The organism is Streptomyces rishiriensis, from assembly GCF_030815485.1.
Lineage (GTDB): Bacteria > Actinomycetota > Actinomycetes > Streptomycetales > Streptomycetaceae > Streptomyces > Streptomyces rishiriensis_A.
Genome location: NZ_JAUSWV010000002.1, coordinates 7377017 through 7397310 on the forward strand (window position 1 = coordinate 7377017; position 20294 = coordinate 7397310).

Consider the following 20294-nt stretch of genomic DNA (forward strand, 5'->3'; position numbering starts at 1 on the left):
AACGCCGCAATCCTATGCGCGCCGGGGGTGCGGCGCCCCGGCGGCCGGTACCGGGGTCGGGGCCTGGTGCCAGCCACCGCTCCGTCCCGGGTGCACGATCGCGGCGAGCCGCCGGTAGGAGTCCAGCAGCGCGGCCCGGTCGTAGGTGCTGGTGGTGACCAGGACCTCTTGCGCCCCCGTCTCCTTCAGCACCGTCTCCAGTCCCTCCGCGACCTGCTCCTCGGTGCCCGCGAGATGACCGGTCAGCCCGGATTCGAAGAACCCGCGCTCCTTCGCGGTCATCGCGCGACGCTCGGCCTCTTCGGCGGGCGGCAGCGGCGGGAAGGTGCCGTGGGTGCGGGCGTACGCCATCGACCAGGCCTCCGGCACCAGAAGCCGTCGTGCCTCCTCGGGCGTCCCGGCCACGGCGATCGTTCCGGAGACGACCACATGGGGCTCCGACGCCCACCGGGAGGGCCGGAACAGGGCCCGGTAGCGGTCGATGCCGCGCCGCATCCTCTCGCGGTCGCGGAGGTCGCCGATGACCATCGGCAGTCCCGCGCGGGCGGCGATCTCCGCGCCCTCGCCCATGGCCAGCACGAACGGCGGCACCGTCAGCCCTTCCGAGGGGCGTGCGCGCACCCCCGTGGGCGAGCTGCCGAGGAACCAGCCCAGCAGCTCCTGGAGCTGCGCCGCGAAGTCGTCCGCGTCGTCCTTGTCCCGGCCCAGCGCCCTGCGCACCCCGTCGGTGAAGCCCACCGAGCGTCCCAGGCCCATGTCGACACGGCCCGGGAAGAGGGACTCCAGGACGCCGAACTGCTCGGCCACGACCAGAGGGCGGTGGTTGGGCAGCATCACCCCGCCGGTGCCGACCCGGATCCGGTCCGTCGCGCCGGCCACGGCCGCGGCCAGCACGGTGGGCGCCGATCCGGCGACCCCGGGCACGCCGTGGTGCTCCGAGACCCAGAACCGGTGGTAGCCCAGCGCCTCCGCCTCGCGCGCCAGCCGCACGGTGTCCCGCAGCGCCTCGGCGCCGGTATGGCCCTCACGTGTGCGCGAGCGGTCGAGGACGGAGAAGCGGGCCGAGGCGATCACGGAGCTCATACAGGGTTCAACACCGGGAGGCCGGTGGGATTCCGCACGGCGCGATGCCGTGCGCGGGATCACCCGCCGGGCCGGTGCGGTTCGGCGCCCGGCCGATCCGCGGTCCGGCTGTCTAGGGTGGAGGGGTGACCGACAGCAGCAGGCGGCCCGTCGCCGTCTTCGATCTCGACAACACCCTCGCCGACACGGCCCACCGGCAGCGGTTCCTGGAGCGCAGCCCGCGCGACTGGGACGCGTTCTTCGCGGCCGCGCCTCAGGACCCGCCGATCCCGGAGGGCGTCGCGATGGTGCTGGACCGCGCCGAGGACTGCGAGATCGTCTATCTCACCGGGCGGCCCGAGCGCTGCCGCCGCGACACGCTGGACTGGCTCGCCGCCCAGGGGCTGCCGGAGGGCCGCGTCCACATGCGGCGCAACGACGACCGCAGGCCCGCCCGGCGCACCAAGCTGGAAGTCCTGCGCCGATTGGCCCGGGACCGGGAGGTGCGTGTCCTGGTGGACGACGACGAGCTGGTGTGCGGCGACGCCCGACGGGCCGGCTTCACCGTCGTCCTGGCACGCTGGACGGTTCCCTCGGGCGCGCTGAAGCAGGCGCAGGAGCGCGAGGGCCGTACCTGAGGCCGGGCCGGCCCGAGGGCCGGCCGTACGGGAAGCGCGGCCCCTGGGGGAGGTTCGGACCCTGCGGGCTGCGGGAGGGTTCGGGTCCGGTGGGGAGGGTGCCCGCCGTCAGTCCGACTCGTCCAGGCGGAAGCCGACCTTCAGGCCCACCTGCCAGTGCGCGATGTCGCCGTTCTCGATCTGGCCGCGCACCTGCGTCACCTCGAACCAGTCCAGGTTGCGCAGGGTCTGCGAGGCGCGGGTGATGCCGTTGCGGATGGCGTCGTCGACGCCCTCCGGCGAGGTGCCGACGATCTCCGTGACCCGGTAGGTGTGGTTCGACATCAGGGTGCTCCTCTCGACCGTGACGGCCTTGTCGCGTGTGTCACGCGTCACTCCACCGTGCCCCAAGCTGCGGCGGAGCGCGAGGCGTCGGACCGGACGACGTCCTTCCGGCCGGTGCCTCTTGACCCCCCGTATTGGTCCATACCAAAATCCGGGGCACCCGCACGAGCACCGCGCTCGTCCCCCACGTCGGGCCTCTCGCCCTGTCCGCCAGGCAGAACAGGACCCCCGTGAGACGTCGCCTCCTCGCCCTCCTCTGTGTGTCCGCCGCCTTGCTGAGCGCCTGTGGCGTCCTACCGGGGACAGGGGGACCCGATGCCCGCACGGTCACGGTGTGGCTGATGAAGGACAGCGCGTCGCAGGAGTTCCTGGACCGGTTCACCGAGGACTTCGAACACGACCACCCGGACCTCGACCTCGACATCCGCATCCAGGAGTGGACCGGCATCGGCGGCAAGGTGGAGGCCGCGCTGGAGGCCGGGGACGGCAACGGGCCGGACGTCATCGAGGTGGGCAACACCCAGGTCCCGCAGTACGTCGACGGCCACGGACTGCTCGACCTGACCCTGGAGTCCGTCGCGAAGTGGGGCCGGGACGACTGGCTGCCCGGTCTCGCCGAACCGGGGCAGCAGCGCTTCCACCAGTACGGCATTCCCTGGTACGCCGCGAACCGGGTCGTGATCTACCGCAAGGACCTCTTCGAGCAGGCCGGCGTCACGGCGCCGCCCGCCACCCGCGCCGAGTGGCTGGCCGCCACCGAGAAGCTGAACTCGGGCGGCAACCAGGGCATCTACCCTGGCCGGGCAGGACTGGTACACGCTCGCCGGGTTCATCTGGGACGAGGGCGGCGACCTCGCCACCGAGGACGGCGGCCGCTGGGAGGGCGCCCTCGACTCGCGGGCCGCCCTGCGCGGCATGGACTTCTACCGGCGGCTGCAGTCCCTCGGCGGCGGCCCCGTGGCGGCGGACGAGGAACACCCGCCGCAGGCCGGGGTGTTCGCCGGGGGCAAGGTGGCGCAGATCGTGGCCGTGCCCGGACTGGCCCGGGCGGTGGTACAGCAGAATCCCGCCCTGGAGGGCGAGCTGGGTTTCTTCCCGGTGCCCGGCAGGAGTGCGGGCAGGCCCGGCTCGGTGTTCACCGGCGGCTCCGACCTCGTCGTCCCGCGCAACACCGACGTCAGGAAGGGTGCCATCGAGGTGGTCGCCGCGCTGACCGGCGCGGAGTGGGACACCGAACTCGCCCGCACCATGAACTACGTACCGAACAAGGCGAAACTGGCGAAGGCCGTCGCCGGCGAGGAGGGGGTCGCGGCCATGGCGGCGGGGGCCGCGCAGGGCCGCGCGACCCCCAGCACACCCGAGTGGGCCGCCGTCGAGGCGGACAACCCGATCAAGGACTACATGACGAAGGTGCTCACCGGTGCCGACCCGGCGACCGAGGCCCGCCGCGCCGCCCGCCGGATCACGGAGGCGCTGACGGTGTCCTTCTGACGGCCCCGGCCGCCCAGGCGCGGTGCTCGGCGGCGGTGCTCAGCGGGCGGTGCTGAGCGACAGCGCGAAGCGCCCCGCGCCGTCCGTCCACCAGTGACTCGACTCCAGTCCGGCAGCGGCCAGCTCCGTGCGTACTCCCTCCTCCCGGAACTTCGCCGACACCTCGGTGCGCAGTTCCTCGCCGGCCGCGAAGTCGACGGCGAGGTCGAGGGCGGGAATCTTCACGGTCTGCGCCGTACGGGAGCGCAGCCGCATCTCGATCCACTCGTTCCCCGCGTCCCACAGAGCGACGTGCTCGAAGGCTCCCGGGTCGAAGTCGGCCCCCAGCTCACGGTTGACCACCGCCAGCACGTTCTTGTTGAACGCGGCCGTCACGCCGGCCGCGTCGTCGTAGGCCCGGACCAGCACCCGCTCGTCCTTGACGAGGTCGGTGCCCAGCAGCAGCGCGTCGCCCGGCGCGAGCAGCGCGCGCACCGAGGCGAGGAACCGCGCGCGCTCGGCCGGCAGGAGGTTGCCGATCGTGCCGCCCAGGAAGGCCACCAGGCGTGGTCCCGGGGTGTCGGGCAGGGCCAGGACCGTCGTGAAGTCGGCGATCAGGGCATGCACGTCCAGGCCCGGCCGCTCGGCGATCAGGGCCTGCCCGGCCTGGGTGAGGGCGCTCTCGCTGACGTCGACGGGCACATACGCGTCCAGGCCGGTGAGCGCGTCGATCAGATGACGGGTCTTCTCCGAGGAGCCCGAGCCGAGCTCGACGAGCGTGCGGGCACGGGCCGCCGCGGCGATCTCGCCGGCCCGGTCCACGAGGATCTCGCGCTCGGCGCGCGTCGGGTAGTACTCGGCCAGTTCGGTGATCTGCTCGAACAGCTCGCTGCCGTGCGCGTCGTAGAACCACTTCGGCGGCAGCGTCTTCGGGGACTTGGTGAGGCCCCTTCGGACGTCGGCGCGCAGGGAGGCGTCCGTGGCGTCCTCGGGGAGGGTGCGGGTGATGCGGAACGGGCTCACGTGCCGGACTCCTCGGTGGATGCGGATGCGGATGCGGATGCCGTGTCGGTGCTCGGCTCCTTGAGCGGGGTGAGCAGGACGTCGGCGCGGCTCGCCGCGAGCAGGGTGCGGTCGGGGACCTCCTGCCAGCGCGGATCGTCGTCGTAGGGTTCGGAGGCCACGACCGTGCCCCGGCCGGGCTCCGCCAGGTACCAGAGGGTGTCGCCCCAGGCGGTGGCGGTGATGGACTCCCCGTCGGTGAGGAGCAGGTTCAGGCGTGAGCCGGGAGCCGCCGCGGCGACCTCGAGCACCGTGTCCGCCAGTGCCTGGCTCCCCGTGTCGCCGGACCGCAGCCGGGCGAGGACCAGCGCCCAGACGAACGCGGAGTCGTTGCGCGCCTCCATCGACAGCAGGTCCGCGGCGGGCAGCGAACCGGTCAGCGACTCCAGCGAGCGGGGCCAGCCCGCGACCGCCCCGTTGTGGCTGAACAACCAGGTCCCGGCCGCGTAGGGCGCGGCCGCGGCCTCCGCGTCGGCGCCGGCCAGCGTCGCGTCCCGTACGGCGGCCAGCAGCGCACGGCTGCGGACGACCCGGGCCAGGTCGGCGAAGGACAGGTCCGCCCAGATGGGCCCGGCCCGGCGGTAGCGGGCCGGCGCCGGGTCCCCCTCGGCGTACCAGCCCACCCCGAAGCCATCGGCGTTGACCGTCCCGTACCGCTGCCGACGGGGCGCCCACGACTGCCGGTACAGACCGTGCGGAGGCTCCACGAGGAGTCGGCCGAGCGGCTCCCCCGGCCCCACGTACGCGAGGTGGCGGCACATCAGAGCGCCCCCGAGCGGGCGGTGCGGAAACCGGAGAAGATCTGCCGCCGGATCGGATAGTCCCAGTTGCGGAACGTGCCCCGGCAGGCCACCGGGTCCACCGCGAACGAACCGCCGCGCAGCACCTTGTGCTCGGGGCCGAAGAACACCTCCGAGTACTCCTTGTACGGGAACATGCGGAAACCGGGATAGGGAAGGAAGTCGCTCGACGTCCATTCCCACACGTCGCCGATCAACTGCCGTACCCCGAGCGGTGACGCACCGGCCGGATAGCTGCCCGCCGGGGCCGGCCGCAGGTGGCGCTGGCCCAGGTTGGCGTGTTCGGGAGCGGGGTCGGCGTCGCCCCACGGGTAGCGCATCGAGCCGCCGGTCGCCGGGTCGAAGCGGGCCGCCTTCTCCCACTCCGCCTCGGTGGGCAGCCGGCGTCCGGCCCAGCGGGCGTAGGCGTCGGCCTCGTACCAGCACACGTGCAGCACCGGCTCGTCGGGCGGTACGACCTCGGTGACGCCGAAGCGGCGGCGCAGCCACTGCCCGCCGTCCCGGTGCCAGAACAGCGGCGCGTGGACGCCGGTGCGGCGGATGTGCGACCAGCCCTCCTTCGTCCACCAGCGCTCGTCGTCGTAGCCGCCGTCCTCGAGGAACGCCTGGTACGCGGCGTTCGTCACCGGGGTGGTGTCGATGTGGAAGGGGGCCACCTCGCGCCGGTGCGCCGGCCGTTCGTTGTCCAGCGCCCAGGGTTCGCCTGAGGCGCCCATGGTGAACGGACCGCCGGGCACGAGGACTTCGGCCGGGCCGGTGAACAACGGCACCGGATCCGGGTCGGGCGCGGTGAGGGCCGGCGGGCCGCTCCGGAGCTGATGGGTGATCAGCATGGTCTCGTCGTGCTGCTGTTCGTGCTGCGCGATCATCCCGAAGGCGAAACCGGCCTCCGTCAGCCGGGTGCCGCCGAAGTCGGCGGACTCCAGCACGTCCATCACCCGGCCGCGCACCTCCGCCGCGTACCGGCGGGCCTCGGCCGGCGGCAGCAGCGGCAGGGAGGGCCGCTCGGCGCGCGAGTGCTCGAAGGCGTCGTACAGGCCGTCGATCTCTGGACGCATCGGCTCACGGCCGGCCACCGTGCGCAGCAGCCACAGCTCCTCCTGGTTGCCGATGTGCGCGAGGTCCCACACCAGGGGGGACATCAGCGGGGAGTGCTGGGCGGTGAGGTCTGGCTCCTCGACGCAGCTGGTCAGGAGCGTGGTGCGGTCGCGGGCCGTGGTGAGGGAGGCGAGCACCCGGGTGCGGAGGGTGTCCGCGTCCGGGGCGGGGCCGTCGTCCGGCACGGGGACGGCGTCCAGGGCCGGCCCGGTGTCCAGGGCGGGGTCGGTCATGCGCGGAGATCCTTCCCGTACGCGCGGGTGTCCGTGCCGCGCAGGCGGTCGAGCAGGTCGTCAGCCGGAGTGCGGCCCCTGAGGACGTACCGCTCGAGGTAGTCCGACACGGCGGCCGTCACCGCCTCGGTGGCGCCGAGGCGGGGCAGGGCCCGCAGAGCCGTGGTGAAGCAGACGACGGCGGTCTCGTGCAGCTCGGGATCGGTCAGGCCGTACCGGGCCGCGTCGATCCACAGCGGGTTGTGCGGGGCCGGCAGCGGCTGGGCCCGCTCGCCCAGCGGCTTCACCGCGCGATAGACGATCTCCGCGGCCTCGGGGTCGTCGAACAGTGCCGTCGTCACGGCGAGCGGCACGATCCAGCCGTCGTCGCCGGGCTGCGCGTCGATCATGCGCAGTTCCAGATGGCCGCGTGGTCTCACCGGCGGGAACAGCGTGGTCAGGTGGTAGTCGAGATCCTCCCGGGTCGGTGCTCCCGTCCGGGTCCACTGCCGGAACGTGAGCCGGTCGGGCACCTCCCACGGGCCGCTGTCGCGCCGGACGCACATCACCGGCGCGTCCAGTACGTGCCGGGCCCAGGCGGTGCGCGGATCGCCGTCGAGGACGGGTCCGCCCGCCCGGTCGGCCCCGATCTCCGTCCACAGCAGCTGCCGGGTGGAACGCCAGCCGGTGGGGGCGCCGCCGAGCAGCGGGGAGTTGGCGAAGGCCGCCACCAGCACGGCGCCCAGCGTGTGCGACAGCCACCAGCGCCGCCCGTGCCCCAGAGGGCCGGGCTCTTCGTGACCGGCGTCCAGGCAGACCTGCACGGAGGCCGAGGTGCACATCATGGCGCGGCCGGCCGGACCCGTCCGGTCGAGGCATGCCTCCATGGCGTCGTAGCGGGGCTCGTGGAGAAACCGGCGGGGAGTGCGCCAGGGGTCCGTGCCGTGGCCGGAGAGGGCGAGACCCCGCTCGGCGAGGACCGCGCGGACGGCGGTCAGATCGGCGGAGACGGTGCCCACGCACTCCATCAGGGAGGCGGCGGGCGGCGAGCTCAGTTCCAGCTGGCCGCCGGGCTCCACGGTGAGCGGAGAGCTCAGGGGCAGGGTGCGCAGTGCGGCGTAGGCCGCTTCGAGTCGTTCGGGTGGGACGGGGAGCCGCGGCTCGCGCAGCTCGTGGACGAGCCATTCCACTTCGACCCCGACGGTGCGGGGTGGCCCGGTCTTGAAACAGATGCCCCTGACCAGGGCCTCCACCTCGGCTTCGGTGAGGGCGCTGCGGGACGGTATCTCGCCGGTACAGTCGCTGACTGAGTCGGACATGTCGGGATCCTCCTGAGATTCCACCATGCCACCGGTCCGACCTCGGTGCGGCCGGACAGGCATCGCTCGTCCCACCCAAAACCCTCGAACGCGTCCGCACAAGGGGGCACAACCGTACATTCGGGACCGAGTTCCCGCTGTTCTCCAGGCATTCCCGACCGCTCCGCGCAGTGTCTGCGCGGTCCGGGAAACCCTGTTGCACGCGATGTCCAGGATCGCTCACGATGCGTGGATGAGCACGACGGGGGAGACGGGCGGGGCACGGCACACCGCGCGGCGCGCGGTCATGGAGTCCACGGGGGTGGCGCCATGAGCGCACGGCTGCGCGGCATCGCGCGGGAGACGGAGGAGATCGTCGCGGCGGGACGCTACCGCGCGTCCGACGGGCGCGAGGTGTCCCTCTCCGCGGCGATCGGGGCCGCCCGGGCGGGGACGCGGATGGCGGGACCGGGACCGGTCGGGGTTCCGGCGGGACCGGCCGTCGACGCACCGGCGCCCGCCTCCGGTGGCCTGTCGGTCGAGGTCACGGTGGAGAGCAGTCTGGAGGCGGCCCGCCGGCTCACCGGCGCCGGCCCGGTGGCCGTGCTGAACTTCGCCTCCGCCCGCAATCCCGGCGGCGGCTACCTCAACGGGGCCCAGGCGCAGGAAGAGGCCCTGTGCCGGGCCTCCGCGCTGTACACCTGCCTGCTCGAGGCCCGGGAGTTCTACGACCACCACCGCGCCCATCGCGACCCGTTCTACACGGACCGCGTCATCCACTCGCCGGCGGTGCCCGTCTTCCGCGACGACCGGGGCCGGCTCCTCGACGAGCCCTACGGCGTCGGCTTCCTGACGGCCGCCGCCCCGAACGCGGGCGTGGTGCTGCGCACGGTCCCGGAGCGCGCGTCGCAGTTGCCGGACGCGCTGGCCGTCCGTGCCGGGCGGGTCCTGGAGACGGCCGCCGCGCACGGTTACCGGCGCCTGGTGCTGGGCGCGTGGGGCTGCGGGGTGTTCCGCAACGACCCCGCGCAGGTGGCGGGGGCGTTCCGGGCGCTCCTGGGCCCCGGCGGTCGGTTCGAGAGGACGTTCGAGCACGTGGTGTTCGGCGTGCTCGACCGGACACCGGGAAACGTGGTGCTGGGCGCCTTCGAGAAGGTGTTCGGCCGAAGGGGTGCTCAGGTCCAGCCGTAGCGCTCGTGCAGGCGGTGCCGGACCAGGTTGAACCGCATCCGGTCCAGCGCGCAGGCCTCACGGCGCATGCCGTCCTCGTGCAGCCGCAGGACGCGGTCGACGTCCACCCAGGAGTCCCGCCCGGACCGGTCCCAGGGCCCGCCGCCGATCGGCACCCACTCGCGGTCGCCGTCGTGCCGCTTGCTCGACAGCTGTACGGCGAGGAAGGTGCCGCCCGGTTCCCGGGCGACGACGAGCACCGGGCGGTCCTTGCCCCGGCCGTCGTTCTCCTCGAAGGGCACCCACGTCCAGACGATCTCGCCGGGGTCCGGGTCGCCGTCGTGCGCGGGGGAGTACTCGGTGCGCACCCGGCCGACCTCACGGGGGTCGGCCTCGGTGGTGGCGGAGGGGCCGGAGCGGCCCGGGACGTCTTCATCGATGAACGCGGTCACGGGGGCACCTTAAGCGGTGCCCCCGTGACCGCGTCGTCAGAGGGTCACTTCTCCTCGACCGGCACCCGCTGGGCCGGCGGGTTCGCGGTCCCGTTGAGCGACGGACTCCCGTTCGCGGACTGCCCGTTCTGGTTCATCGAGGCGAGCAGCTGACGGGCGAGCCCGAGTCCCGTCCCGCCCATGGTGAGCGCTTTGGCGAACACGTCCGCCATGCCGTCGGCGCCGTTGAGCAACACCATGTTGTCGACGTTGCCGAAGGCGGACGCGCCCGCCTTCACGATCTCCGGCCAGTTCTCGGCGAGTTGCTGGGCGACGACCGCCTCCTGGTTCTCGGCGAGCGCGGCGGCCCGGGCCTTGATGGCCTCCGCCTCCGCGAGACCCTGCGCCTTCGCCGCCGCGGCCGCCGCCAGACCCCTGGCCTGCGCCGAGGCCGCCTCGGCCTCACCGGTGGCCAGGGTGGCGGCCGCGGTGGCCTCACCCCGGGCCCTGGTCGCCTCGGCCTCGGCGCCGGCGGCGGCCTTGACCCGGGTCGCCTCCGCGGCGGCCGCGAGCTCCGTCTCCTTCGCCTTGGCCTGCGCCGCCGAGATCCGGGCGTCGCGTTCCGCCTCGGCCAGCGTCCGCTTCTCGTAGGCCTGCGCGTCCGCGGGCTTGCGGACGTCCGCCTGGAGCTGCTGTTCGCGCCGCTGCGCCTCGAGTTCGGCGACCCGCGTCTCCTGGACGACAACCTCCTGCCGTGAGGCGGCGTCGGCGAGGGGTCCCGCCTGACGGGCCCTCGCGCCCGCCTTGTCACGTTCGGCCTGGTAGCCGGCCTGGAGGATCTCGCTGTCCCGGGTGGCCTCCGCCATCCGGGCGAACGAGGCCTGCTCCGCCTCCGTGGCGAGCCGGTTCGCCTCCGCCTGCGCGATCCGGGCGTCCCGCTGCACGGCCGCCGCGTGCGGCATCGCCATGTTCTTGATGTAGCCGGTCGGGTCCTCGATCTCGTGGATCTGGAGCGAGTCCACGATCAGGCCCAGCTTCTCCATCTCCGTACCGCAGGCGGCACGGGTCTGCCCGGTGAGCTTCTCCCGGTCACGGATCATGTCTTCGACCGTCAACCCGCCCACGATGGACCGCAGATGACCGGCGAACACGTTGTGCACCCGCTCCGACATCAGCTTCTGCTGGTCGAGGAAACGCCGGGCCGCGTTGGCGATCGACACGAAGTCGTCGCCGACCTTGAAGATGACCACGCCCCGCACCTTGAGCGGAATGCCCTGGTGCGTCACGCAGTCCACATGCAGCTCGGTCTCGTTCAGGTCGAGCGACAGCTTGCGCACCACCTGCACCCCGGGCATCACCATGGTCCCGCGCCCTGTGACGATGCGGAAACCCATGCCCGCCTCGAGGCCCTCCGTGCGGTGGTTGGAGCCGGAGATGACGAGTGCCTCGTTGGGTTCCGCGACGCGCCACATCATCTTGAACAGACCGATCAGACCGAGGACGGCGACAACCGCCACCCCCGCAACGACGCCGACGACCATCGGCATACGCCCCCTTGTGATGGTGCCCTTTCGGCACCGAACGAAGGGAGTCTGCGCCTGCCGGGGTCACGGTTGAAGACCCCGGCGCATCCTTGTTGCAATCTTGACGCTTACGTTCCCGAAGGCGTACAGAACGGCCGCCACCTGCGCCGGGGCGTGCTCAACTGTCGTAGGCGCGGGTGACGTAGACCGTCCTGGGGGGCAGGTGCTCCACCACCATCACCACTGTGCCGCACTCGATGCGGCCCGAGCCGTCCGCCGGGTGCGCGAGGAAGTGTTCGGCCCCGCCGCGCACCCGTACGATCACCTCGCCGACGAGCCCGGGCCCGATCGTCCCGGTGACCCGCCCCATGAGCCCGACCATCGACGCATCGTCCATGGCCACAGGGTACGGGCGGAACCCGTTCATCCGGCCGGCGAGTCCGCGACCGCCACCCGCGGCCAGTGCTCGTGCCAGCGCAGTTCCGCCTCCAGTTGGGCGGCGAGCGCGATCAGCAGGGGCTCGCTGTTCGCCGGGCCGAGCAGCTGCGCCCCGACCGGCAGCCCGCCGGGCGTGAAGCCCGCGGGGACGTTGACCCCGGGCCAGCCCAGCACGTTCCACGGCCAGGCGTAGGGACAGGCGGCGATCATCGCGCGGTCGGTGGCGAATCCGCTCAGGTGCAGCATGGCTCCGATGCGGGGCGGGGGCGCGGCCGTCGTCGGCGTGATGATCACGTCGTACGTCTCGAAGAAGCCGCCGATGCGGCGGTGCAGGAGGGCCTCCGCGCGCCGGGCCGCCCGCAGGGGGACGCCGCCGAGGAGCCGGCCCAGCCGGGCGGCGCCCCGGGTGCGCCGGTCGAGAAGCGCGGGGAACGGGGCCTCGGCGACCCGCTCGGCGATGCCCGCGGTCGCCCGGGGGACGAAGGCGAGGCCTATCTGCCCGTACGGCGGGTCGGCCTCCTCGACGGTGTGCCCGAGGCGCGCCAGCCGTTCGGCGAGTTCGAGGACGCGGACGCGCACCTCGGGGCGCAGCCGGGCGGGTACGGCGGTGAACGGGGGTTCCAGCGACAGCGCGATCCGCAGCCGGCCCGGGTCGCGGCCCACCGCCGCCGAGGCGTCGACGGCGGGCGGGCGGTGCGGATCGTGCGCGTGGTTGCCGCTCGCCGCGTCGAGCAGCAGCGCCGCGTCCAGGACCGTACGGGCCAGCGTGCCGTTGACCGTGATGCCGTGGAAGGACTCGCCGCGCGGCCAGGTGGAGACCCGGCCGCGCTGCGGCTTGATGCCGACCAGATGCGTCCAGGAGGCGGGGATGCGGACCGAGCCGGCCCCGTCCGAGCCGAGCGCGGCCGGCACCAGACCCGCGGCGACCGCGGCCGCCGAACCGCCGGAGGAGCCGCCCGGGGTGTGCTCGGTGTGCCACGGGTTGCGGGTCGCGCCGAAGGCCGGGCCCTCGGTGAAGGGCCACTGGCCCAGCTCGCAGGTGTTGGTCTTGCCGACGATCACGGCCCCGGCCGCGCGCAGCCGCCGTACCGCCTCGCCGTCCTCGGTCACCGCGGGGTGCACGCCCTGGCAGCCGAAGGCGGTCGGCTCGCCGGCCACGTCCGTGTCGTCCTTGACGGCGACCGGGACGCCGAGCAGGGGCCGCCGGTCCCCGGTGGCCAACTCCCGGTCGGCGGCCTCGGCTTCGGCGAGCGCGGCCTCGGCCCGGACGATCCGGAAGGCGTTGAGGGTGTCCTGGCTCGCCTCGATCCGGGCGAGGGTCCGCTCGACGAGCGTGCGGGAGGACACCTCGCCCGCGGCCAGCGCGCGGGCGGTGGCTGTCAGGCCTGCGGCACGGTCGGGCGTCATGCGGACCACCTCCGGGACGACGATGTCTACCGCACGGTAACCTCTGGCGGCCCGGCGGTGAACGGTGCGGGCACAGGAGCGGGGTGGGCTCTCGGCCTCGAGGGCGGTGGCCCGCCTGGTCGCAGACGCCCCACAGGCACCGCCCGTTCCTGCGCAAAGGATTGACGTGCTCCTGCCTCAGCCCTACCTTCTGATCGACTTTCCGAACCTTGTTCGGAATCTCGAACCCTGAGTCGTAGGAGAGCCGCCATGACGACCCGTCCCCCCGCCCCGTCCCGCCGTGCCCTGCTGCGCGCGATGGCCGTCCTGCCCGCCACGGCACTCGTGCTCGGCGAGGCGCCCGGTCTGCTCGGCACGGCCCTGGCCGCCGCACCGGCCGCCGGATCGGCCACCCGCTACACGATCGTCCCGTTCCTCAACAGCGACGACGGAACGGTGAACGTCTACCAGTCCGACGACGCCACCGACTTCCGGCTGGTGCAGTCCTCCGCCTACACCCCGCCGAGCAACCGCATCCGCGACGCGAGCATCTTCAAGCACACCAACGGCTACTACTACGTCACCTACACGACCCACACCTGGCAGGACGCCAGCACCACGATCGGCTTCGCCCGCAGCTCCGACCGGGTCAACTGGACATTCCTGTACGACTACACGGTCCCGATCACCAACCTGTCCCGCGCCTGGGCGCCGGAGTGGTTCGTCGACAGCGACGGCAGCGTCAACGTCATCGTGTCCTGCTCGGTGACCAGCGACGAGTGGATCTTCACCCCGTATCTGCTGAAGGCCACCAACTCCGCGCTCACCGCCTGGAGCGCCCCGGTCGCGCTGTCCGGCATCGGGTCGAACCACATCGACACCTACATCGTGAAGGTCGGCTCGACGTACCACGCGTTCACGAAGAACGAGACGGCGAAGTACATCGAGTACGGCACGGCCTCGAACCTGGCCGGCCCCTACACGATCACCAGGACCGGCGACTGGGCGGGCTGGGGCAGCTACCGCGAGGGCCCGTCCGTCATCCAGCTCGACAACGGCGGCTGGCGGATCTTCTTCGACGGCTACGGCGACGGCAAGTACTACTACAGCGACAGCTACGACGCCTTCGCCACCTGGAGCGCGCCCAAGGCGCTGCCCGGCATCTCCGGCACGGCACGCCACTTCACGGTCATCAAGGAGACGGTGACCGGCGGCCCCACCCTCACCAAGAACGCCACCCGCTCACTCCGGTCCGCGAACTACACCACCCGCTACTGGCAGGAGCAGTCCGCGCTGCTGAACCTGCCCGTGGTGACCGGCTCCAGCACCACCGCCGAGAAGCAGGCGTCCACCTTCACCGTCGTGGCCGGACTCGCCGACGCCAACGCGTACTCCTTCCGCGACGCCGCCGGCAACTACCTGCGCCACTACTCCTTCCGGGGCCGCTTCGACGCCAACGACGGCACGGCGTCCTTCGCCAAGGACGCCACCTTCATCGCCCGCACGGGCACGGCGAGCGGTTCCATCCGCTTCGAGTCGTACAACTACCCCGGCTACTACCTGCGCCACTACAACTACCAGCTCCGGGTGGAGCAGCCGGACGGCACGGACCTGTTCCGCCAGGACAGTTCGTTCATGGCGACGACCGCCTGGGTCTGAGCCGGTGTACCGGGCCGGGATGACGGGGCCCCGGCCCGGTGGTCCGTCGCTACGGCCTCACCGGTGGTGCGGCGACGTCAGGTAGTGCTGCCGGAGCAGTTCCTTGCCGTAGTCGTTGCCGTTGGGGGTGCGGACGACGGAGTGGACGTGCTTCTGGGTGGCGCCGCCGCCCTGGGTGGCGCCGTACGCGCCCGCGAGCGGGCCCGGGCCCTGGCAGTCGACCTCGATCCAGACGACGGGGCTGTGCACGCGGACGTAGAAGGCGTCGTCGTCGCCGGTGCCGCCTGCCCAGGTGACGTAGGTGTCGTCGAGGTGCTTGCGGATCTCGGCCAGCGTCACCTTCGCCACGTCGGCCTTGGCGCGCCCGGTGAAGGCCTGCACGATGCCGAGGAGCTTGGTCTTCTGCGCGGCGGTCAGGGCGTTGCCGCGGATTCCGGTGTACTCCTGGACCGCGTTGTCCGCGAACGCGCCCGCTTTCATCGACTCGTTGGACTTGGTGGACGACTCGACGGCGACCGCCTGCTGCGCCGCGCTGAGGGAGTTGATGAAGGCCAGGCCGGCGACGACCTCCTCGTGGCAGACGGTCACCGTCTCGCCGCCGATCTCCATCGAGGTCGGCTCCGAACCCCAGAAGCAGGGGCTCATCACGACCTGGTCGCCGAGGACGAAGTAGTTGATGACGAGGTGGTGGCCGTCGAACTGGAAGCCCCAGGGCTCGGTCGCCGACGGCGTGCCCATGACGGTCCAGTAGTAGGCGTCCTCGTTGAAGGAGTTCGTGTTGCCGATGGCCTCGCCGGCCGCCTGGTTGATCTTCCGGATCTTCTCGGTGGTCTCCAGGCCTTCGGCACTGAGCGCCGACTTCAACAGGGCCGTGCCCAGAGCCTTCTGATTGTCACTCAGGTCGGCGAGGGAGACGCCCTGGCGGTCGTAGGAGTCGACGTTGCTCCACAGCCGCCACTCGGTGGAGTGGACCGTGAACTGCGTCGAGGTCTTCTGGGTGTCGCTGAGCCCGCCCAGGAAGGCGTTCGCGGCGGCGATCACGGGGGCGGTCCGCACACCCGTGGAGTGGATCGTGAACAGGTCGTCGATGCGCTTGCCGTCGGTGGTGAGGCCGAAGAAGTCCTCGGTGATCGACTGGTTGCCGGGACCGCCGGCGCCGCCGCCCGGACCCCCGCTGGGTGCGCCGCTCGGCACCGCGCTCGGGTCGGCGGAGGCCGTGGCGGTGGCGTCGTCGGCCAGTGCGGCCCAGGCGCCGGCCCCGCCCATGGTCGCTACGGCCGTGGCGCCGCCGGCGAAGAAGACCTTGCGCATGAAGTTGCGGCGGCTCGCGTGGGCACGGCGGCCGGCTTCGGACTGGGTCTCGTGGGCCGTCGGTTCACCGGAGTCGAGCTCGGTCATCGTCGCTGGTTCCCTTCGTCAGGGGCACGTCCCCGCTGAACGGCCGCCGGGTGATCACTGTGGAGGAGCCGGCTGAGGCAGACCTGAAGCGGGGACGGGACGGCCGTCGAAATCGGCGCGTGCGGCGCATCCGCACCTGCTTTGAGCTGCGGCTATATGAGAACCCTTAGAGTTGCGGGGACGACGGGGCGGCGGCTCGGCCGGCGGTCGGAAGCGTCACCGAGAACTCGGTTCGCCCCGGTTCGCTCCGTACGTCGATCCGGCCGCCGTGCGCCTGGGTGAGGGCCGCCGCGATGGCCAGGCCCAGGCCCGTGCCGCCGCCCTCGCCGGGCGAGCGCGAGCGGGAGCCGTCGGCGCGGGTGAACCGCTCGAAGATCGAGGGGAGCAGCTCGCGCGGGATGCCCGGACCGTCGTCCTGTACGCGAATCACACACCGGCCGGCCCCGGGCCCCGTCCGTGTCCCCTTCGCCGGCCCCCGCCCCGATCCCGATCCCGCCGCCGACGGCGTCTCCGGCGTCCCTGTCGTCCCCCGTGTCTGCGGCGTCTCCGGCGTCTTCAAGGTCTCCACGACGACGGTGACCTTGGTGCCGGCCGGGGTGTGCGCACGGGCGTTGGTCAACAGGTTGGCCACCACCTGATGAAGGCGGGAGGGGTCGGCGACGACCGTCACCGGCCCGTCGAGGCGCAGCGCGAGCCGCCAGTCGTGCTCGCCTCCCGCGGCCTGCGCGTCCCAGACGGCCTCCGCGACCAGCGTCGCGAGGTTCACCTCGGTCCGCTGGAGCGGCCGTCCCTCGTCCAGGCGGGCGAGCAGCAGCAGATCCTCCATCAGGCCCGTCATACGCGCCGCCTGCGCGGAGACGCGACGCCAGGCGAGCTCCGGCGCGATCGTCCGGTTGCCGCCGGTCATGTACTCGGCGTACCCCGCGATCGAGGCGAGCGGGGTGCGCAGCTCATGGCTGGCGTCGGCGAGGAACCGGCGCATCCGTTCCTCGGTGCGCCGGCGTTCGGCGAGCGAGGACTCGACGTGGTCGATCAGCTGGTTGAGCACGACGCCGACCTGACCGGCCTCGGTCCCGGGGTCGGTGTCACGCGCCGCGACGCGGGCGAGGACGGCGACCTCGCCGCGGTCCAGCGGCACCCGGGCGACCTCGGCGGCGGTGGCCGCGACCCGGCCCAGGGGGCGCAGCTGCCGCCGTATGACGACGGAGGAGGCGCCGGTCGCGGTGGCCAGTCCGAGGCCGGCGATCGCCGCCTCGACGGCGACCAGACGGTCGATCACCTGCTGCACGTCGGCCATCGGCAGCCCGGCCAGGACGGGGACGCCGTCGCCGCCGATCGCGGTCACCCGGTAGGTGCCGAGGCCGGGGACCGTGCGGGTGTGCAGCGACCCGTCCGCGGGGATTCCCTTCAGGGCGGCGCGCTGAGCGCCGGTGAGGACCCGCAGACGGCCGTCCTCGGTCACCACCTCGGCGGCGATGATCTCCCCGTCGGCGAACCGGGCCGCCAGGGTGCCGGCCGGCTGTCCCCGCTCGTTGAGGAATCCCAGATCCGTCGCGCCGCCCGTCCGGCGCTGCAGTCCGCCCTGGCTGCGTTCGGCGGCGTCGGTGACGCGCTGGTCCAGATCACCGAGCAGATAGACGCGCTGGACGAGGGCGGTGCTGAACGCCATGACGGCGCACACGGCGGCCAGCGTCACGGAGACGCAGAGCACGAGGCGGACCCGCAGGGAGCGTCGCCCCAGACCGGTGCCGGTCCGGCTCGCCCCGCGCCGCCGGCCCGGCAGACCCTTCATGCCCACTCGTCCGCGGCTCTGATCGCGTACCCCGCGCCGCGCACGGTGCGGATCATCGGCGCCCGCCCCTTGTCGATCTTGGCGCGCAGTCCGTAGATGTAGACCTCGACCAGATTCCCCTCGCCGTCGAAGGAGGCGTTCCAGACGTGGTCGAGGATCTGGGCCTTGCTGAGCACCTGGTGCGGATGGCTCATGAGGAACCGGAGGAGGTCGAACTCCTTGGCGGTCAGCGGGACCGGTGCTCCGCCGCGCCGCACCTCACGGGTGCTCTCGGCCAGCACGAGATCGCCCAGCACCCGGACCGGGCCCCGGTCGGCGCTCTCGCCGGGGCCGGCCCTGCGCAGCAGCCCGCGCAGCCGCAACACGACCTCCTCCAGGGAGAACGGCTTGGTCACGTAGTCGTCCGCGCCCGCCGACAGCCCGTCGATCCGGTGCTCCAGGGCGTCCCGGGCGGTGAGCATCAGGACGGGCAGCCTGCTGTTCTCACCGCGCAGCCGGCGCAGCACCTCGACCCCGTCGACGTCGGGCAGCATCCCGTCGAGGACGACGACATGCGGGGCGCAGTCCCGTGCGATGCGCAGGGCGCTGCGTCCGTCGGCCGCCGAGAAGGACTTCCAGCCCGCCTCGGTGACGGCCGCCGACAGCAGCTCGGTGAGTTCGGGCTCGTCGTCGACGATCAGCACGCGAACCGTGCCTGCACGGGTACCGGGGAGGCCAGACATGGCTCGACCCTCTCTCCGTCCGCCATGAGGAGCCTGTGCGCGAGCTGAGCGCGCGCCGTGGGCGCGTCGGCGGACCGGCCGGCGGCCGGGCTCAGTGACGCGGTGACCGGCGGACGGTCAGCACGGCGACGTCGTCGTGCCGGCGGTCGTACCCGGCGTACGCGCGGGCGTCGTCGTGCAGCGCCGAGGGCAGCTCGGTGGGGGAGAGGTCGAGGTGCTTCATCAGACGCTCGTCGACCGGGTAGAACCTGCCGTCGGGGGCGCGGGTCTCGGTGAGGCCGTCGGTGGTGAGGACCAGCGTGGAACCGGCCGGGAAAGCGAACCACTCGACCGTCGTGGGTTCGGCCGCCAGTTCGGCGAGCCCGAGCGGGACTCCGGTGTCCACCGACGGTGTGGTGACGGCGCCGTCGTGCATCAACCGGGCGGGGATGTGGCCGCAGTTGACGACCTGGGCCTCCGTGCCCGCGTCGACGCCGATGATGAGGGCGGTGACGAACCGCTCGTCGTCGCCGGTCTGTTCGGCGTAGGAGTTGTGCCGGACGACCGCGGCGTCCAGGGCGTCGACGAGCGCGGTGAGGGTGGGCTCCCGGTGGGCCGCCTCGCGGAAGGCGCCGATCACGGCGAACGCCGCGCCGACGGCGGCCAGCCCCTTGCCCTGCACGTCCCCGATCAGCACGCGCGTGCCGAACGGCGAGGCGACGACGTCATAGATGTCACCGCCGACGAGCCGGTCCTCCTGCACGGGTTCGTAGACGCCGTTGACCAGCACGTCGTCGGTGAGCAGGGGCAGCGGGTGCAGGATGTGCCGCTGCATGGCGGCGGCGGTGGACCGCAGGCGCAGCATCTCGTGCTCGCGCGCGATGCGCCGGTGGCAGGCGTAGACGGAGGCGGCACCCAGAGCGAGGGTGAGCAGCACCAGCAGTGCCCGGTCGAGCCACCGGCCGTTGTCGTCGGCCCGCACGAGCAGGGTGAGGGTGACGAACAAAGTGGTCCACGCGGCGACGAACCTCGTCTGCTGGACGGTGCACAGGGCCGAGGCCGTGCCCGGCAGGAAGACCAGCAGCCCGAGGAGCCACACCTCGGACCCGGACAGGACGCCGAGCACCTCCACCAGCACCGTCACCGACAGCACCCCGACGACCGTCTCGCCGTTGCCCGGGGGCTCGATGGCTCCGAGTGCGTCGGCGGGGCGCATCCGACGGGGACCGGTCATGGGAACTCCCGCGCAGTGGTGATCTCCCGGCAACTCTAGTCGCGCCGACGGCGCCGGCCGGACCGCTGCGCCGTCAGGGCCGGGGCCAGGGGCGGCCGCCGATGGCCTCGATGCCGTAGTTGAAGCGCCGGAGGTAACCCGCGAAGGCCGCGATGTCCTCGTCCGGCCAGTCGGTCATCACCTGGTCCAGGATGTCCACGATCCCCTCGCGCTCCGAGTCCAGCAGGCGGGTGCCCTCGTCGGTGAGCCGGAACTTGCGGGCCATCCCGCCCTCCGGATCGGGGATCCGCTCGATGAGCCCCGCCCGCATCGCCGCCGCGGTCTGCCGGTTCAGGGTCGACGCGTCCAGCCCGAAGGCGTCGCTGAGCTCCCCGATCGACATGGGCCCCTGGACCCGGATCCGGCTGAGCAGGATGTAGGCGCTGCGCTCCATGAGGCTGTTCTTGCGGCGGCCGCCACGCTGGTTCAGGAACGTGTGACGGCTGAGCAGCATCTGCTCGTACTCGACCTCGTGCGTCGGCGTCTCCATGTGCGCGACCTCCTGCTTCCGTGGGCCCGCACCATCCTGGCACACGGCTGTGCACGGGCCACAGCGTGT

Annotated in this window: 18 protein-coding genes and 1 pseudogene; 4 read left to right on the plus strand and 15 right to left on the minus strand. The window is 72.7% G+C overall.

The window, feature by feature from the left end:
• Positions 1 to 12: 12 nt before the first annotated feature.
• On the minus strand, positions 13 to 1083 hold the full coding sequence (locus QF030_RS35175) for an LLM class flavin-dependent oxidoreductase (protein WP_307166589.1): 1071 nt from the start codon (positions 1081 to 1083) through the stop codon (positions 13 to 15).
• Between the two features lie 125 nt (positions 1084 to 1208).
• Between QF030_RS35175 and QF030_RS35180 the strand changes: the two genes are divergently transcribed.
• Positions 1209 to 1700, plus strand: a complete 492-nt coding sequence (locus QF030_RS35180) for a phosphatase domain-containing protein (RefSeq protein WP_307166590.1) — start codon at positions 1209 to 1211, stop codon at positions 1698 to 1700.
• 108 nt (positions 1701 to 1808) lie between these two features.
• Here QF030_RS35180 and QF030_RS35185 read toward each other — a convergent pair whose 3' ends face one another.
• Positions 1809 to 2024, minus strand: a complete 216-nt coding sequence (locus QF030_RS35185) for a dodecin (protein ID WP_307166591.1) — start codon at positions 2022 to 2024, stop codon at positions 1809 to 1811.
• Between the two features lie 230 nt (positions 2025 to 2254).
• Here QF030_RS35185 and QF030_RS35190 point away from each other — a divergent pair.
• Positions 2255 to 3515: pseudogene (locus QF030_RS35190) on the plus strand (extracellular solute-binding protein).
• A 39-nt stretch (positions 3516 to 3554) separates the two neighbouring features.
• Here QF030_RS35190 and egtD read toward each other — a convergent pair.
• The 4 genes from egtD to egtA are packed head-to-tail and all read right to left on the minus strand — an operon-like array spanning position 3555 to position 7985.
• Positions 3555 to 4517 carry an L-histidine N(alpha)-methyltransferase gene (egtD, locus tag QF030_RS35195; RefSeq protein WP_307166592.1) on the minus strand — a complete coding sequence of 321 codons (963 nt, stop codon included), beginning with the start codon at positions 4515 to 4517 and terminating at the stop codon, positions 3555 to 3557.
• Complete coding sequence (gene egtC / locus QF030_RS35200) at positions 4514 to 5317, minus strand: ergothioneine biosynthesis protein EgtC (RefSeq protein WP_307166593.1); 804 nt, start codon at positions 5315 to 5317, stop codon at positions 4514 to 4516. Before egtC ends, egtD begins: the two co-directional genes overlap by 4 nt.
• Positions 5317 to 6687 carry an ergothioneine biosynthesis protein EgtB gene (egtB, locus tag QF030_RS35205; protein WP_307166594.1) on the minus strand — a complete coding sequence of 457 codons (1371 nt, stop codon included), beginning with the start codon at positions 6685 to 6687 and terminating at the stop codon, positions 5317 to 5319. The genes egtC and egtB overlap by 1 nt, the downstream gene beginning before the upstream one ends.
• Positions 6684 to 7985: an ergothioneine biosynthesis glutamate--cysteine ligase EgtA gene (gene egtA / locus QF030_RS35210; RefSeq protein WP_307166595.1), complete on the minus strand. Its 1302-nt coding sequence runs from the start codon at positions 7983 to 7985 to the stop codon at positions 6684 to 6686. The genes egtB and egtA overlap by 4 nt, the downstream gene beginning before the upstream one ends.
• 309 nt (positions 7986 to 8294) lie before the next feature.
• On the opposite strand from egtA, the gene QF030_RS35215 reads away from it, so the two are divergent.
• Positions 8295 to 9155, plus strand: a complete 861-nt coding sequence (locus QF030_RS35215) for a TIGR02452 family protein (protein WP_307166596.1) — start codon at positions 8295 to 8297, stop codon at positions 9153 to 9155.
• On the opposite strand, the gene QF030_RS35220 is transcribed toward QF030_RS35215, so the two are convergent.
• From QF030_RS35220 to QF030_RS35235, 4 genes are all read right to left on the minus strand, one after another.
• Positions 9140 to 9586, minus strand: coding sequence for a type II toxin-antitoxin system PemK/MazF family toxin (locus tag QF030_RS35220; protein ID WP_307166597.1), 447 nt, complete (start codon positions 9584 to 9586; stop codon positions 9140 to 9142). The two genes, QF030_RS35215 and QF030_RS35220, sit on opposite strands and share 16 nt — an antisense overlap.
• A 44-nt stretch (positions 9587 to 9630) precedes the next feature.
• Positions 9631 to 11112, minus strand: a complete 1482-nt coding sequence (locus QF030_RS35225; RefSeq protein WP_307166598.1) for an SPFH domain-containing protein — start codon at positions 11110 to 11112, stop codon at positions 9631 to 9633.
• A 154-nt stretch (positions 11113 to 11266) separates the two neighbouring features.
• Positions 11267 to 11485, minus strand: a complete 219-nt coding sequence (locus QF030_RS35230) for a hypothetical protein (RefSeq protein ID WP_307166599.1) — start codon at positions 11483 to 11485, stop codon at positions 11267 to 11269.
• A 26-nt stretch (positions 11486 to 11511) separates the two neighbouring features.
• Positions 11512 to 12933 carry an amidase gene (locus QF030_RS35235; RefSeq protein ID WP_307166600.1) on the minus strand — a complete coding sequence of 474 codons (1422 nt, stop codon included), beginning with the start codon at positions 12931 to 12933 and terminating at the stop codon, positions 11512 to 11514.
• Positions 12934 to 13182: 249 nt separating this feature from the next.
• Between QF030_RS35235 and QF030_RS35240 the strand changes: the two genes are divergently transcribed.
• Positions 13183 to 14571, plus strand: a complete 1389-nt coding sequence (locus tag QF030_RS35240; protein WP_307166601.1) for a glycoside hydrolase family 43 protein — start codon at positions 13183 to 13185, stop codon at positions 14569 to 14571.
• Positions 14572 to 14628: 57 nt separating this feature from the next.
• Here QF030_RS35240 and QF030_RS35245 read toward each other — a convergent pair whose 3' ends face one another.
• From QF030_RS35245 to QF030_RS35265, 5 genes are all read right to left on the minus strand, one after another.
• A complete protein-coding gene (locus QF030_RS35245) occupies positions 14629 to 15969 on the minus strand; it encodes a DUF3500 domain-containing protein (protein WP_307166602.1) in 1341 nt (446 codons plus the stop codon).
• Between the two features lie 166 nt (positions 15970 to 16135).
• Positions 16136 to 17761, minus strand: coding sequence for a sensor histidine kinase (locus QF030_RS35250; protein ID WP_307166603.1), 1626 nt, complete (start codon positions 17759 to 17761; stop codon positions 16136 to 16138).
• Complete coding sequence (locus QF030_RS35255) at positions 17758 to 18483, minus strand: response regulator transcription factor (RefSeq protein ID WP_307166604.1); 726 nt, start codon at positions 18481 to 18483, stop codon at positions 17758 to 17760. Before QF030_RS35255 ends, QF030_RS35250 begins: the two co-directional genes overlap by 4 nt.
• Positions 18484 to 18574: 91 nt before the next feature.
• Positions 18575 to 19696, minus strand: a complete 1122-nt coding sequence (locus QF030_RS35260; RefSeq protein ID WP_307166605.1) for a PP2C family protein-serine/threonine phosphatase — start codon at positions 19694 to 19696, stop codon at positions 18575 to 18577.
• A gap of 73 nt (positions 19697 to 19769) precedes the next feature.
• Positions 19770 to 20225 carry a MarR family winged helix-turn-helix transcriptional regulator gene (locus tag QF030_RS35265; protein ID WP_307166606.1) on the minus strand — a complete coding sequence of 152 codons (456 nt, stop codon included), beginning with the start codon at positions 20223 to 20225 and terminating at the stop codon, positions 19770 to 19772.
• Between the last annotated feature and the right edge of the window lie 69 nt (positions 20226 to 20294).

Coding starts and splice junctions, on each gene's coding strand:
- QF030_RS35225 (WP_307166598.1), bottom strand. CDS start 11,112: ATGCCGATGGTCGTCGGCGTCGTTGCGGGGGTGGCGGTTGTCGCCGTC.
- egtB (WP_307166594.1), bottom strand. CDS start 6,687: ATGACCGACCCCGCCCTGGACACCGGGCCGGCCCTGGACGCCGTCCCC.
- QF030_RS35260 (WP_307166605.1), bottom strand. CDS start 19,696: ATGACCGGTCCCCGTCGGATGCGCCCCGCCGACGCACTCGGAGCCATC.
- QF030_RS35245 (WP_307166602.1), bottom strand. CDS start 15,969: ATGACCGAGCTCGACTCCGGTGAACCGACGGCCCACGAGACCCAGTCC.
- QF030_RS35185 (WP_307166591.1), bottom strand. CDS start 2,024: ATGTCGAACCACACCTACCGGGTCACGGAGATCGTCGGCACCTCGCCG.
- egtC (WP_307166593.1), bottom strand. CDS start 5,317: ATGTGCCGCCACCTCGCGTACGTGGGGCCGGGGGAGCCGCTCGGCCGA.
- QF030_RS35235 (WP_307166600.1), bottom strand. CDS start 12,933: ATGACGCCCGACCGTGCCGCAGGCCTGACAGCCACCGCCCGCGCGCTG.
- QF030_RS35230 (WP_307166599.1), bottom strand. CDS start 11,485: ATGGACGATGCGTCGATGGTCGGGCTCATGGGGCGGGTCACCGGGACG.
- QF030_RS35250 (WP_307166603.1), bottom strand. CDS start 17,761: ATGAAGGGTCTGCCGGGCCGGCGGCGCGGGGCGAGCCGGACCGGCACC.
- QF030_RS35215 (WP_307166596.1), top strand. CDS start 8,295: ATGAGCGCACGGCTGCGCGGCATCGCGCGGGAGACGGAGGAGATCGTC.
- egtA (WP_307166595.1), bottom strand. CDS start 7,985: ATGTCCGACTCAGTCAGCGACTGTACCGGCGAGATACCGTCCCGCAGC.
- QF030_RS35255 (WP_307166604.1), bottom strand. CDS start 18,483: ATGTCTGGCCTCCCCGGTACCCGTGCAGGCACGGTTCGCGTGCTGATC.
- QF030_RS35265 (WP_307166606.1), bottom strand. CDS start 20,225: ATGGAGACGCCGACGCACGAGGTCGAGTACGAGCAGATGCTGCTCAGC.
- QF030_RS35175 (WP_307166589.1), bottom strand. CDS start 1,083: ATGAGCTCCGTGATCGCCTCGGCCCGCTTCTCCGTCCTCGACCGCTCG.
- QF030_RS35240 (WP_307166601.1), top strand. CDS start 13,183: ATGACGACCCGTCCCCCCGCCCCGTCCCGCCGTGCCCTGCTGCGCGCG.